This is a genomic window from Thalassospira sp. MCCC 1A01428 (genome assembly GCF_002115825.1).
GTDB lineage: Bacteria > Pseudomonadota > Alphaproteobacteria > Rhodospirillales > Thalassospiraceae > Thalassospira.
This window is the reverse complement of the sequence record NZ_JFJZ01000003.1, coordinates 152,370-165,843: the sequence shown is the minus strand read 5'-3', so window position 1 is coordinate 165,843 and position 13,474 is coordinate 152,370. Positions and strand designations below refer to the sequence as shown.

Annotated in this window: 8 protein-coding genes and 1 tRNA gene; 5 read left to right on the top strand and 4 right to left on the bottom strand. The window is 54.1% G+C overall.

Features of this window, described 5'->3' with window-relative positions:
- Positions 1 to 44: 44 nt before the first annotated feature.
- The 3 genes from greA to carA form a co-directional block, all read right to left on the bottom strand.
- Positions 45 to 518, bottom strand: coding sequence for a transcription elongation factor GreA (gene greA, locus THS27_RS03730; RefSeq protein WP_085587996.1), 474 nt, complete (start codon positions 516 to 518; stop codon positions 45 to 47).
- 111 nt (positions 519 to 629) lie between these two features.
- Positions 630 to 3,872, bottom strand: a complete 3,243-nt coding sequence (carB, locus tag THS27_RS03725; protein ID WP_085587994.1) for a carbamoyl-phosphate synthase large subunit — start codon at positions 3,870 to 3,872, stop codon at positions 630 to 632.
- Between the two features lie 80 nt (positions 3,873 to 3,952).
- Positions 3,953 to 5,119 carry a glutamine-hydrolyzing carbamoyl-phosphate synthase small subunit gene (gene carA, locus THS27_RS03720; RefSeq protein ID WP_085587992.1) on the bottom strand — a complete coding sequence of 389 codons (1,167 nt, stop codon included), beginning with the start codon at positions 5,117 to 5,119 and terminating at the stop codon, positions 3,953 to 3,955.
- 364 nt (positions 5,120 to 5,483) lie between these two features.
- Between carA and THS27_RS03715 the strand changes: the two genes are divergently transcribed.
- The 5 genes from THS27_RS03715 (at position 5,484) to THS27_RS03695 (ending at position 11,479) form a co-directional block, all read left to right on the top strand.
- A complete protein-coding gene (locus THS27_RS03715) occupies positions 5,484 to 5,939 on the top strand; it encodes a GatB/YqeY domain-containing protein (RefSeq protein ID WP_085587990.1) in 456 nt (151 codons plus the stop codon).
- Between the two features lie 121 nt (positions 5,940 to 6,060).
- The gene (gene dnaG / locus THS27_RS03710; RefSeq protein WP_085587989.1) at positions 6,061 to 7,956 is read left to right on the top strand and encodes a DNA primase; all 1,896 of its coding nucleotides are present in this window, start codon (positions 6,061 to 6,063) and stop codon (positions 7,954 to 7,956) included.
- A gap of 111 nt (positions 7,957 to 8,067) precedes the next feature.
- Positions 8,068 to 10,188 carry an RNA polymerase sigma factor RpoD gene (rpoD, locus tag THS27_RS03705; protein WP_085587987.1) on the top strand — a complete coding sequence of 707 codons (2,121 nt, stop codon included), beginning with the start codon at positions 8,068 to 8,070 and terminating at the stop codon, positions 10,186 to 10,188.
- A 107-nt stretch (positions 10,189 to 10,295) separates the two neighbouring features.
- A tRNA-Ile gene (locus THS27_RS03700) sits at positions 10,296 to 10,372 on the top strand.
- Between the two features lie 180 nt (positions 10,373 to 10,552).
- Complete coding sequence (locus THS27_RS03695) at positions 10,553 to 11,479, top strand: LysR family transcriptional regulator (protein WP_085587986.1); 927 nt, start codon at positions 10,553 to 10,555, stop codon at positions 11,477 to 11,479.
- A gap of 218 nt (positions 11,480 to 11,697) precedes the next feature.
- Here THS27_RS03695 and ilvD read toward each other — a convergent pair whose 3' ends face one another.
- On the bottom strand, positions 11,698 to 13,371 hold the full coding sequence (gene ilvD / locus THS27_RS03690; RefSeq protein WP_085587984.1) for a dihydroxy-acid dehydratase: 1,674 nt from the start codon (positions 13,369 to 13,371) through the stop codon (positions 11,698 to 11,700).
- Between the last annotated feature and the right edge of the window lie 103 nt (positions 13,372 to 13,474).

The following is a 13,474-nucleotide window of genomic DNA, read 5'->3' as shown; positions in this document are numbered from 1 at the left end:
CTGATGATCCAAGCGCCGGGTCCGATTTGGCTCAATAAAAGGTATCAGGCAAAATTGACCGCAAGGATTTCGTAAGATTTGGTGCCGCCAGGAACACTGACTTCGATTGAATCACCAACAGCCTTGCCAATCAGCGCACGGCCAATTGGTGACGTGGTTGAAATACGGCCTTTATTGATGTCAGCCTCAATCGGGCCAACAATCTGATAGGTCGTTTCACCATCGGTATCTTCATCAACCAGGCGAACAGTCGCCCCGAATTTGACAATCGACCCGGCCAGCGACGGCACGTCGATGACTTCGGCGCGGCTCAGAACATCTTCAAGTTCGGCAATGCGCCCTTCGGAGAAGCTCTGGCGTTCGCGTGCCGCATGATATTCGGCATTTTCCGACAAATCGCCATGTTCGCGTGCTTCGGCAATCGCCTTGATGATTTCAAGGCGTTCAACCGATTTACGGTGTCTCAGTTCTTCTTCGAGGCGCTGATGCCCTTGCGGGGTCATTGGTACTTTTTCCATCGCGCTCACAGCCTATTCGTTACAAGTCGACATTACAAAATCAACCGCCCGGCCTGGACCGCCGGGCGGTTTAAACTCGTTTACTGCCGGTTACGGTTTTTGCCGTAAACCTTAGTATTCATCCCCAAGATAAGCCTGAACGGGCTGCACTGCAAGCGCTCCGCGTTTCAGGTTGTCGATGGCCCGCAAGGTTGCACGGGCACCGGCAATGGTGGTGTAGTAAGGGATATCATTGGTCAGCGCTGTGCGACGGATCGAAAAACTGTCGACCACAGCCTGTTTGCTTTCCGTGGTGTTAAACACCAGGTTGATATCGCCGTTCTTCATCATATCCACAATATGGGGACGACCTTCCTGTACCTTATTGACCGGGGTAACGTCCAGCCCTTCTTTTTCAAGTGTATCGGCGGTACCGCGTGTGGCCACAATCGAAAAGCCCAGGGCAATGGCTTCGCGTGCCAGCTCAACCACAGCGGGTTTGTCGTGGTTCTTGACCGAGATAAAGATTTTACCTGACAGCGGCAGGTCGTGGCCCGCAGCCATCTGCGCCTTTGCAAAGGCACGGCCAAAATCGGTATCAAGCCCCATGACTTCACCGGTTGAACGCATTTCCGGCCCAAGCAGGGTGTCAACGCCGGGGAAACGGTTAAACGGCAGGACCGCTTCTTTAACCGCGATATGCTTGAACGGGCCGGGGTTGAGTTTGAAATCCCCCAGTTTTTCGCCCGCCATGATCCGCGCGCCGATTTTGGCAATCGGATTGCCAGTGGCCTTGGCAACAAACGGTACGGTACGCGAGGCCCGCGGGTTTACCTCGATCAGGTAAATCACGTCGCCCTTGATTGCATACTGAACATTCATCAGACCCACAACGTTCAGGGCCTTTGCCAGTTGAACCGTCTGGGCTTTTAGCCGGTCAATCATGTCCTGCCCCAGCGAATAGGGCGGCAGTGAGCAGGCCGAATCCCCTGAATGGATACCGGCTTCTTCAATATGCTGCATGATCCCGGCGACAAAAACGTTTTCGCCGTCAGAAACCGCATCGGCATCAATTTCGATGGCATCCTGAAGGAAGCTGTCGATCAGAACCGGGCTTTTGCCCGAAACCTGCACGGCTTCGGCCATGTAACGCAGCAAATCTTCGGTGGTATGAACAATTTCCATTGCCCGGCCCCCCAAAACATAGCTGGGGCGGATGACAACCGGATAACCGATATTTTCGGCAATCGCGATGGCCTGGTCAACCGACCGGGCAATGCCGTTGGCAGGCTGTTTTAAGCCCAGCTTGTTGATCAGTTCCTGGAACCGGTCACGGTCTTCGGCAAGGTCGATGCTGTCGGGGCTGGTGCCCAAAATCGGGATGCCTGCTGTTTCAAGCGCAGCCGAGAGTTTCAGCGGGGTTTGCCCGCCATACTGCACAATTACGCCCATCAGCTCGCCTTTGCTTTGTTCAAGCTGGCACAGCTCGATCACGTCTTCGGCGGTTAACGGTTCGAAATACAGGCGGTCGGAGGTGTCATAGTCGGTTGAAACCGTTTCGGGGTTACAGTTAACCATGATCGCTTCGATGCCAACTTCGCGCAGGGCATAGGCGGCGTGAACGCAGCAATAATCAAACTCGATACCCTGGCCGATCCGGTTCGGGCCACCACCAAGAATGATGACCTTTTTACGGTCGGTCACTTCGGCTTCGTTTTCCGCATCAAAGAAGCCATCACCTTCATACATCGAATACATATATGACGTGCGTGACGGGAACTCGGCAGCACAGGTATCAATGCGCTTGTAAACCGGACGTAAATTCAGGCCATGGCGAATGGCGCGAACCTCTTCTTCTTCCATACCGGCCAGTTCGGCCATGCGGGCATCGGAAAAGCCAAGTTTTTTAAGGCGCAGCAATGCGTGTTTGTCGCGCGGGATGCCGTTTGCACGAATTTTTTCTTCTTCGTCTACCAGCATTTCCAGCTGGCGCAGATACCACGGGTCAAATTTGGTTGCCGACTGGATTTCTTCCAGCGTCAGGCCATGACGAAAGGCCTGTGCGGCATAAAGAATGCGGAACGGCACAGGCTGGGTCAGCTTTGCGCGGATCGCAGCTTTGTCCGGTGCGCCTTCGATTTTAACTTCATTGAGGCCGGTCAGGCCGGTTTCCATCGACCGCAGGCCTTTTTGCAGGCTTTCGGCAAAGGAACCGCCAATCGACATGGCTTCGCCAACCGATTTCATCGCGGTGCCCAAAAGGGCCTGTGCGCCGGGGAATTTTTCAAAGGTAAAGCGCGGGATCTTGGTTACGACGTAATCGATGGTCGGCTCGAACGAGGCCGGGGTAACACCGGTAATGTCGTTATCAAGTTCGTCAAGCGTATAGCCAACGGCGAGTTTGGCGGCAATTTTGGCAATCGGGAAACCGGTTGCCTTTGATGCCAGTGCCGAGGACCGCGACACACGCGGGTTCATTTCAATGACAATCAGGCGGCCGTCCTCGGGGTTAACCGCGAACTGCACGTTCGATCCGCCGGTATCAACACCAATTTCGCGCAGCACCGCAAGCGATGCGTCGCGCATGATCTGGTATTCCTTGTCTGTCAGGGTCAGGGCCGGGGCGACGGTAATGGAATCGCCGGTATGAATGCCCATCGGATCGACGTTTTCAATCGCACAAATGATAATGCAGTTATCCGCATGGTCGCGAACAACTTCCATTTCATATTCTTTCCAACCCAGAATGCTTTCTTCAATCAGCACTTCGTGGCTGGGTGAAATCGCCAGGCCGTTGCGAACAATCTGTTCAAATTCTTCGCGGTTATAGGCAATGCCGCCGCCTTCGCCGCCCAGGGTATAGCTGGGGCGAATAATGGCGGGAAGGCCGGTATGGCTAACCGCTTCAAGCGCTTCTTCATAGGTGCGCACCATGGCCGAACGGGCACTTTCCAGGCCGATCTTGTCCATGGCGTCGCGAAACAAAAGCCGGTCTTCAGCTTTGCGGATCACGTCTTTTTTCGCGCCGATCATTTCAACGCCGTATTTTTCCAGCGTGCCATCATCCGACAGGGACAACGCAGTGTTCAGCGCCGTTTGCCCGCCCATGGTCGGCAGCAGCACGTCGGGGCGTTCTTTTTCAATGATCTTGGCGACCATTTCCGGGGTGATCGGCTCGATATAGGTGGCATCGGCCAGGTCCGGGTCCGTCATGATCGTGGCCGGGTTTGAATTGACCAGAATAACGCGGTAACCCTCTTCCTTCAAAGCCTTGCAGGCCTGGGCGCCGGAATAGTCAAATTCGCAAGCCTGACCAATGACAATCGGGCCGGCACCGATGATAAGGATCGATTTGATGTCTGTACGTTTCGGCATGTCTTTTTCCGCTTTTGGCGTGGCGGCGGCACGTTAGGGGTGCCGCCAGCATCATGAAGGGTCGCTGTTGCCAGCAATGATCAGGATTTCGCGTCTTCGATCAAAGTAACGAAACGTTTGAACAAATAATGGCTGTCATGCGGGCCGGGCGATGCTTCGGGGTGATATTGCACCGCAAAGGCCGGTTTGTCCTTGGCGCGCAGACCTGCCAGCGATCCGTCAAACAACGAGAAATGGGTCGCTTCAACATTTTCAGGCAGGGTATCCTTGTCGACCACAAAGCCATGGTTTTGGCTGGTGATTTCAACAACACCGGTTGTCACATCCTTGACCGGGTGGTTGGCCCCGCGATGGCCGACTTCCATTTTGCGGGTTTTCGCCCCCAGTGCCAGTGCCATCATCTGATGACCCAGGCAAATGCCAAAAACAGGCTTGCCGGTATCGATCAGCTTTTTAATGGTGGGCACGGCATATTCGCCGGTTGCAGCCGGGTCGCCAGGGCCGTTGGACAGGAAAATACCATCGGGCGCCATCGCCAGAATTTCTTCGGCCGATGTGTTTGCCGGTACCACCGATACCTTGCATTCCAGCGATGCCAGATTGCGCAGAATGTTACGTTTGATGCCGTAATCAATCGCGACAACATGGTGTTTGGCATTACCCAGCTTGCCGTATCCACCCTTGATCGACCACAGGGTTTCATCCCATTCATAGCCTTCGGTGCAGCTAAGTTCTTTTGCCAGGTCCATGCCTTCAAGGCCGGGCCATGCGTTGGCCTTGGCAATCAGGGCATCAATATCGAAGGTTCCGTCAGGGTTATGGCAAATTACCCCGTTCGGCGCCCCTTCATCGCGAATGCGTTTGGTCAGGCGGCGGGTATCAACCCCGGCAATACCCACACGGCCATGTTTGGCCAGCCAGTCGCCATAATGGCCCGTGGACCGGTAATTTGACGGCTCGGTTATGTCCTGGCGCAAGATGCAGCCAAGGGCAACGGGGCTGGTGTTTTCGATGTCTTCGTCATTGACGCCGACATTGCCGATATGGGGGAAGGTGAAAGTAATCATTTGCCCGGCATAAGACGGGTCAGTCATGATTTCCTGATAACCGGTGATCGAGGTGTTGAAGCATACTTCACCAACCACCTCGCCTCGGGCGCCAATACCGCGTCCCCAGAAAACTGAACCATCGGCAAGAACCAGAACGGCAGTGGCACCAGGGGGCGGGGTGTGCGTGGGCGCTGACATTGGCGAATGTCCTTTCGATCTATCCACGGTGAGACACGGAGTCTTTATAATATATAAAATTACCGGCAAGCCGATAAAAACAGCCCAAACTGCCATCATGGCAGCCATGCAGACACATGTAGCACCCCGCATAAATGCGCAAATACCAATCCGGCATCAGCATTTTATGCGAAAAGAATGATTTACATATGTCCCGACAGGCAAATTGGCGGATGTCTACGGGAAGGGGATGCCGCTGTCAAGAACCGATCAAAACTTTTATTCGTTGTTTGTTTTCAATGGGTTATTCGGATATGTTTTCTTTGCGCTCACTGTACTTTTGGGGTATGTTCACTCCTTTCTTCCATAGAATCAGAGATGCGCCATGCTGCGACCGCAGCTTACAGATGCTTTGAAAAAAGCCGTCCTTTCAAAAGATACCGTTTCGGTGACTACCATCCGCCTCATCCTGGCTGCTTTGAAGGAGCGCGACATTGCTGCGCGCGGGGAAGGCAATACCGATGGTATTTCTGACGATGAGATTCAGGGGCTGCTTCAGGCAATGGTCAAACAGCGCCGCGAAAGCATCGAGATGTATTCCAAGGGCAATCGCCCGGAGCTTGCTGCCCAGGAAGCCTCGGAAATCGTAGTGATCGAGCGATTCCTGCCCCGCCAGATGAGCGATTCTGAAATTGAAGTGGCTGTTAAGGGCACTGTTTCGGACATGGGGGCGACCTGCCTGAAAGACATGGGCAGGACAATGGCAACCCTGCGCGAAAAATACAGCGGCTGCATGGATTTTGGCAAAGCCGGTCTGGTTGCGAAAAGGCTGCTGGGTTAAGATACAGAACCCGACACGAGAATAAAAAGCCGGATGCCTTGCGTCCGGCTTTTGTCATGCATAATCTGTTATGCTGGTTTAAGCTGTCTTCTGATCTTCACATTTCACGGATGGGCATATTATGAGCTTTCCCCAGTCGTTTCTTGACGACCTGCGGGCACGCGTTGATCTGGCTGACGTTGTCGGGTCATCGGTAAAGCTGATCAAACGCGGTCGGGAATATTCCGGACTGTGCCCGTTTCATAATGAAAAATCGCCATCTTTCACCGTGAACGAGCAAAAGGGTTTTTATCATTGCTTTGGCTGCGGCGCGCATGGCGATGTTATCAGTTTTGTCATGAATACCCGTGGGCTGACCTTTGTCGAGGCCGTCGAGGTGCTGGCAAACCAGGTCGGTATGGATGTGCCCAAACCATCTCGCGAAGCCCAGGAGCGCGAAAAAAAGGCCAAAACCCTTTATGACGTGATGGAAGTGGCTTGTGTCTTTTTTGAACGCAATCTGCGGATGCCTGAGGGCCGCGAAGGGTTGGATTATTTTCATGCCCGTGGGCTGGATGACAAAACCATTGCCGATTTTCGCCTGGGATATGCGCCTGATAACCGGGCCGCGCTGAAGGCAGCCCTGAAACGCGAAGATATCGACGAGCGCACCATGATCGAGGCTGGTTTGTTGATCGAACCCGAAGATCAAAATCGGCAAAGCTATGACCGTTTTCGCGGCCGGGTGATGTTTCCCATTCTGGACCGACGCGGACGTGTGGTGGCTTTCGGTGGCCGCGTTATGGGCGATGGGAAACCCAAATATTTAAATAGCCCGGATACCCCCCTGTTTCACAAGGGGCAGTTGCTATATGGCCTGCCGCAGGCGCGAGAGGCATCGCAACATGGTGCCGAAATTATTGTGACCGAAGGTTATATGGATGTGATCGCGTTACACCGTGCGGGGTATCGCGGTGCCGTTGCGCCGTTGGGTACCGCGGTGACCGAAGAACAAATTGGCGAATTGTGGAAAATGGCCAATGAACCGATCCTGTGCCTTGATGGCGATGCGGCGGGCAAGCGCGCAGCAGTGCGCGCGGCCGAGCGGGCCATGCCCATTTTGCGCCCGGGGAAATCATTGCTGTTTTCCATCTTACCCGAAGGTGATGACCCGGACAGCCTGATGGCGGCGGCGGATGGCATGACGCGGTTTCGTAAACTTCTTGATCAGGCAGTACCTTTGGCTGAATTGGTCTGGCGGCTTGATACAGCTGGCAAGCCCACCGATACACCGGAACGCCGTGCTGCCCTGGAAGCTGCCATTCATGCGCGCATTGGTGCGATTGGCGACGAGGCCGTACGTCACCAATATCAGACCATGTTCAAGGACCGGGTGTGGAAACTGTTTCGCGGGACTCGGGATGATGCAGCACGCCCGGCGCGGTCGAACTGGCAAAAAAGTGGCGGTGGAAATAAAAAATCCGGTTCCTATGGCAAACGCGGAAATAAAAACTATGTTTGGGAACCGGCCGGTAAAGCGGTGCCGGGTATGGCGCGGCCTGCAACGGGAAACCGTCGTCACCTTCAGGATGGCATCCTGATTGCGACCCTGATCAATCATCCGGCCTTGCTCGATGATATCGGCGAAAGGCTTGGTGTTTATGTTTGCGATGACTCGGACCTTGACATTCTGCGGCGCGCAGTCTTAAAGCTGCTTGATGGTGATCCTGGACTTGACTCTGAAACACTTAAGGGCCACTTGAAGCGCGACGGGCTGTCTGAAACAGTTTTGCGGGCGGTAGAGAGCGATGTTATGGCTCACGCTGCTTTCGCCAGACCCGAAACGCCGCTTACGCGGGCCCTTGCGGGTTGGGAACAGGTTTTTTCGATGGCTGTAAGCTCCCTGGCGGACGAAGAGGCGAAATATGCCGTCCGACAGTTGGCAGCAGATGTCAGCGATGAAGAATGGGAAAGATTTTCGCATCGCCGCGATGATCTGGCCCGGCGCCGGGAAAATGTGTTCAAGCTCGACGACTGATCGATGCGGTTTCGCGGGATCAGTGTTCGGGCTATTTGTGATTTGCGTTACCATGTGTAGCGTGCGGGATAAACTGGTGCCTCAGGTGCCAAAGCGGGAAACGGGGAATAGATGTCGTCTAAGACTTCGAGCGCTGAAGAGAAAAAGACCTCTTCTGAAAACGCAGACGGACCTCTTCTCGATACATATAAAACAGCGATCAAGAAGCTAATTGCCAAGGGCAAGGAGCAGGGTCACATCACCGTTGACGAGCTCAATGCGGCCCTGCCGTCCGAGCATTTCTCCTCCGAGCAGATCGAGGACGTGATGACCAATCTCAATGAGATGGGCATCAATGTTGTCGAGAACGAGGAAGGCGACGACAACGAGTCGAATGATGATGCCGAGGCCGACCCCAAGGGCAACATTTCCGAAGATGACGTTGGACGTACCGATGATCCGGTGCGCATGTATCTTCGCGAAATGGGTAGTGTCGAGCTGTTGTCGCGCGAAGGCGAAATCGCCATTGCCAAGCGTATCGAGGCTGGCCGTGAAATGATGATTGGCGGGATTTGCGAAAGCCCGCTGACCATTCAGGCCATTGTGAACTGGCACGACCAGTTGCAGGAAGGCAAACTTCTGCTTCGTGATGTGATCGACCTTGAAACGACTTATGGTGGCGGCCCCGATGCTGCGGCCATTGGCGCAGAGGTTGAAGACGATGCCGAGGAAGAAGTTGACGGTGACCTGACGCCGCCTGTCACGTCTGATGATGATGACGAAGACGACGAAAAAGAAGTTGAAGCACCGGTTCAGCCTGTTATTGCCTCTCCTTCGCGCGAGCGTAACGTCGATGTTGAAGATGACGACGGCGAAGAAGGCAAGGACGCCGAAGCAAAAGATACCGACGACGAAGATGAAGACGGCGAAGTTCGCCGTTCAAGTGACGATGATGATGACGAAGACGACGAGAACGAGCAGGTCAACGTTTCCCTTTCCAAAATGGAAGAGGAACTGACCGAGCAGGTTCTGGAAAAATTCGAAAAAATCGCCAAAACCTATGAAAAGCTGCATAAGGCGCAGGAACAGCGCCTGTCGGCCATGAACAAGGGTGAATCTGTTCCGGCGGCCACCGAAAAACGTTATGGCAAGCTGAAACAGGAAATGGTCGATTTGATGGAAGATGTTCATTTGAACAACTTCCGCATCGAAGAATTGCTTGATCATCTGACCGGCCTCAATAACCGGCTGCTCGGCCTTGAAGGTAAACTTCTGCGTTTTGCCGATCGTTGCAAAATTAAACGGCCTGATTTCGTCAAGCATTACCAGGGCAACGAACTTGATCCGAACTGGATGGAACGGGTTGGGGCTTTGCCAGGCAAGGGCTGGAAACTGTTTATTGAACGGTATCCCGATGAAATTGCCCAGTTGCGCGAAAACATTGGTGGCGTTTCAGCCGAAGTCGGCTTGCCGATTGGCGAATTCCGCCGTGTTTACGGTGTGGTCAACAAGGGCGAACGTGAAGCGGGCCGTGCGAAAAAAGAAATGATCGAGGCCAACCTGCGTCTCGTGATTTCAATTGCCAAAAAATATACCAACCGTGGTTTGCAGTTCCTTGACCTTATCCAGGAAGGCAATATCGGCCTGATGAAGGCCGTGGATAAGTTTGAATATCGCCGTGGTTACAAATTCTCGACCTATGCCACCTGGTGGATTCGTCAGGCGATTACGCGCTCTATTGCCGACCAGGCCCGTACGATCCGTATTCCGGTTCACATGATCGAAACCATCAACAAACTGGTTCGGACGTCGCGCCAGATGTTGCATGAAATTGGTCGCGAACCGACCCCGGAAGAACTGGCCGAAAAACTGCAAATGCCGCTTGAAAAAGTGCGCAAGGTTCTCAAGATCGCCAAGGAACCAATCTCTCTTGAAACCCCGATCGGGGACGAGGAAGACAGCCATCTTGGTGACTTCATCGAGGACAAGAACGCCGTTCAGCCACTTGATGCGGCGATCCAGGCCAACCTGCGTGAAACCACCACCCGGGTTCTGGCATCGCTGACGCCGCGTGAAGAACGTGTTTTGCGCATGCGTTTTGGTATCGGCATGAATACCGACCATACGCTGGAAGAAGTCGGTCAGCAGTTTTCGGTGACCCGTGAACGTATCCGTCAGATCGAAGCAAAAGCATTGCGCAAGCTTAAACATCCGTCGCGTTCGCGCAAGTTGCGGTCGTTCCTGGATTATTAAGAAAAATAGCAGGGATAGCCGCGATACGGGGCTTGACCTTTGCGTCAAAATCGCTAGTTTTCGGGACCGCGCCAAACATTGGCGCGGTCTTTTCTATTTCCCCTCGGGGGCCCGTAGCTCAATTGGTTAGAGCCGACCGCTCATAACGGTCTGGTTGGGGGTTCAAGTCCCTCCGGGCCTACCACTTTTCCAAAATTGTCCCGTGCCACAAAAGATGACATTTTCGCCAGAGAAAGCGAAAGTTGTGCCAGAATAAATGAAATTGGCGCGTGATATTGCTGTAGATAGACAACAATCTTGAGCTGCGTTATCGTTGCCGCATCTGTGGGGCAGGATTGTCTGTGTTTAGTGGCAGAGGTTGGCAGTGAATTTACGACAACTTCGTTATTTCGTCACATTGGCAGAAGAACTGCATTTCAGTCGCGCTGCCGAACGCATGAATATGACGCAGCCGCCCTTCAGCCAGGCGATCATTGCGCTTGAGCAGGAGCTGGGCGTTACCCTGTTCAATCGCACAAAAAGACATGTCGAACTCACCCCTGTTGGGGAGCATTGGCTTGAATGCGTGCGCAAGGTTCTGGACAATGCCGAGCAATTGCCGCTTTTGGCTCGGCAGATTGCGGATGGTGAAATCGGTGTTTTGAAGTTCGGGTTCGTCTCGACGGCAGCTTATAGTCTTTTACCCAGCTTGGTTGCCGATTTTCGGCTGAATTTTCCCGATGTGAAACTCGAACTTGCGGAAATGACCAGTGATGTGCAGGCAGAGGCTATCCTGCAAGGCGAAATCGATGCCGGCCTGATCATTCCACATGGAACGTTTGACTGTTCTTTGGGCTATCTGCCGATGTTGCGGGAGCAACTGGTGGCAACGGTTCCCAAGACCTGGCTTGAGAACGGAAACATTACCTGTGTGAACGGAAAACTCCCTCTGGCGGAGATTGCGAAACATCCCCTCATTATCTTTCCGCGCCGCATCGCCCCGGCTTTTTATGATACCATCACCCAATATTTTGCGCAGTCTGGCTATCAGCTCGAGATCGGTCAGGAAGCAATCCAGATGCAGACCATCGTCAGTCTGGTTTCAAGCGGATTGGGGATTGCCCTTGTCCCTGAAGCGCTGCGCAATCTGGATCGTACCGGTACGTGCTATATCCCGCTTGAAGGAAAGCCGCCGATCATTGAAACGGGCCTTGTCTGGCGGCGGGAAGATGCGTCCCCCGCCGTTGAACGCCTGATCGATCTGGCAAAACCGTTGGCGATTGCCGGTAATGAGGTTCAGGAAACGGTCTGACTGTCAGCCATAGTAGATAGAGGCCACCGGGAAGGTCGATCCGGTGCATAGCTGAGGGACTGACAATTAGGACCGAAGACAATTCGGCGACTGCGACGATATATATTGCCAGAGCAGCAAGCATGCTTGCCTCATCATCTTCTATGGGCATTGTGTGCGCCTCGGAAGTTCCGACGATTGAGTCTTGCTTTGGTTCAAAACGTGCCAAGCAAGCGGCTTTAACCGGTTCCAGCCCCCTTGCTGGCAGGGCGGGCGAGACGGGCGAATTTCGCCAGGACGCCGCGCGTATAGCGCGGGGCAGGCTGACGCCACTTTTCGCGTCGCCGTTCTATCTCGTCAAGGTCGACTTTGAGTTCAAGAAGACCAGCAGGGGCATCAATGGTAATGATGTCGCCTTCCTTAACAAGAGCGATGGTGCCGCCCTCGAAAGCTTCGGGCGTCACATGCCCGACCAGTAATCCCCACGAACCACCGGAAAACCGTCCATCGGTGATCAGGCCGACCTTGTCGCTTAAACCTTGGCCGACAATTGCCGACGTTGGCGCGAGCATTTCCGGCATTCCCGGGCCGCCCTTTGGACCGAGATAACGCAATACCAGAACGTCGCCTGCTTTTATTCCGCCCGACAGAATGGCATTTAATGCCGATTGTTCATCATTAAAAACGCGGGCCGGGCCGGTGATGGCAGTGGATTTCAGGCCGGTGATTTTCGCAACCGCCCCGTCTTCGGCAAGATTTCCTCGCAAGATGGCAAGATGTCCCTCCGCGTAAAGGGGATCGGAGACCGTTCGTATCACGTCCTGCCCGGCCGGGGGGAGGTTCGGTACTTTGGCGAGTTCGTCTCCGATTGTTCGGCCGGTGATGGTCAGGCAGTCAGGGTTGAGCAGCCCGGCATTGAGCAATTGTTTGAGCACCTGTGGCACGCCGCCCTGGCGGTGCAGGTCCACTGCCATATATTTTCCCGACGGTTTCAGATCGCAGAATACGGGCACCTTTCGTCTGATCCGTTCAAAATCATCGAGCGTCCATTCGATACCGGCCGCATCGCAGATCGCCAGATAATGTAGAACGGCGTTGGTCGAGCCGCCGGTCGCCATGATCAGGGAAATGGCGTTCTCCACACTTTCGCGGGTGATAATGTCAGACGGGCGGATATTTTTCTTAACGGCTTCGACCAAAACGCGTGCGGAGTCTGCGGCTGAAACGGTCTTTTCCGCATCCGGGTTCGCCATTGTCGAAGAACCAAGCAACGACATGCCCAGTGCCTCAAAGGATGAACTCATTGTGTTGGCGGTATACATTCCCCCACAGGACCCTGTTGTCGGGCAGGCATTTTTCTCAATTCCTGTGAAATCTTCCTCGCTCATATGTCCGGCGCGAAAGGCGCCGACGGCCTCGAACGCGGAAGTGATCGACAGGTCCTGACCCTTCCAACGGCCCGGTTTGATCGTGCCGCCATAAACGTAAATGGCCGGAATATTTGCCCGTGCGATGCCGATCATGCCGCCGGGCTTGTTTTTGTCGCAACCGCCAATGACCAGGACCCCGTCCATCCACTGGCCCTGAACGGTCGTTTCGATGCAATCGGCAATCACCTCGCGCGAGACAAGGGAATATTTCATGCCTTCGGTGCCCATCGACATGCCATCTGAAATCGTCGGAACACCGAATGTCTGCGCATTGGCCCCTGCGGTCTTTATGGCGGCAATGGCGGCATCGGCAAGCGGTTGAAGCCCGGCATTGCATGGCGTGATGGTCGATTGGCCGTTGGCAACCCCGATCATCGGTTTGCCAAAATCCTCTTCCTTGTATCCCAGGGCATAGAACATGGCGCGGTTCGGGGACCGCTCTATTCCGTCGGTTATCGTCTTTGACCTTCGATTGTAAGACATGGCGATTTCCTTGCTCATTCCGATCCGAAGTTCAGGATATGATAGGCACCGATACCACTGGAAATATAATTATCCCGATATATTCAGTCTTTTTGGATATTAA

What these genes read in the sequence shown, in the direction of transcription:
- rpoD (WP_085587987.1), top strand. Translation starts at nt 8,068, where the DNA reads ATGTCGTCTAAGACTTCGAGCGCTGAAGAGAAAAAGACCTCTTCTGAA.
- carA (WP_085587992.1), bottom strand. Translation starts at nt 5,119, where the DNA reads ATGTCAGCGCCCACGCACACCCCGCCCCCTGGTGCCACTGCCGTTCTG.
- ilvD (WP_085587984.1), bottom strand. Translation starts at nt 13,371, where the DNA reads ATGTCTTACAATCGAAGGTCAAAGACGATAACCGACGGAATAGAGCGG.
- dnaG (WP_085587989.1), top strand. Translation starts at nt 6,061, where the DNA reads ATGAGCTTTCCCCAGTCGTTTCTTGACGACCTGCGGGCACGCGTTGAT.
- THS27_RS03715 (WP_085587990.1), top strand. Translation starts at nt 5,484, where the DNA reads ATGCTGCGACCGCAGCTTACAGATGCTTTGAAAAAAGCCGTCCTTTCA.
- carB (WP_085587994.1), bottom strand. Translation starts at nt 3,872, where the DNA reads ATGCCGAAACGTACAGACATCAAATCGATCCTTATCATCGGTGCCGGC.
- greA (WP_085587996.1), bottom strand. Translation starts at nt 518, where the DNA reads ATGGAAAAAGTACCAATGACCCCGCAAGGGCATCAGCGCCTCGAAGAA.